This window comes from Planococcus sp. RAB007_Raresut, from assembly GCF_057369535.1.
In genome coordinates this window covers 1-257 of sequence record NZ_JBXYIF010000177.1, presented here as the reverse complement: position 1 = coordinate 257, position 257 = coordinate 1, and the positions used below count along the sequence as shown (strand labels likewise).

Annotated in this window: 1 protein-coding gene; it reads right to left on the bottom strand. The window is 46.3% G+C overall.

The window, feature by feature from the left end:
- The coding region (locus AC2Q9J_RS18185; RefSeq protein WP_499042120.1) for a hypothetical protein at positions 1-257 on the bottom strand (257 nt) is incomplete at both ends.

Here is a 257-nt window from a genome sequence, read left to right as displayed (position 1 = left end):
ATCTACTGCTTTGTTTACCGCATAGTTGCTTCCATTTTTAACAGCAGCACCAGTCGTGTGAACGACAGATGAGCCAACATTTGCAGCAGTGCCCACCGTTTTTTGGGTGACATTTACCCCAGTGTTTACAGCCGCATGACCAACATGTTGAGCTGTTTGACCTACACCTTGTGCTGTATTTTTGACTGCACCCGTAACGCCTTTAATTAAGCCGTTTGACTGTACAGAAACTTGTGCTGAGCCACTCGCATTTGCAC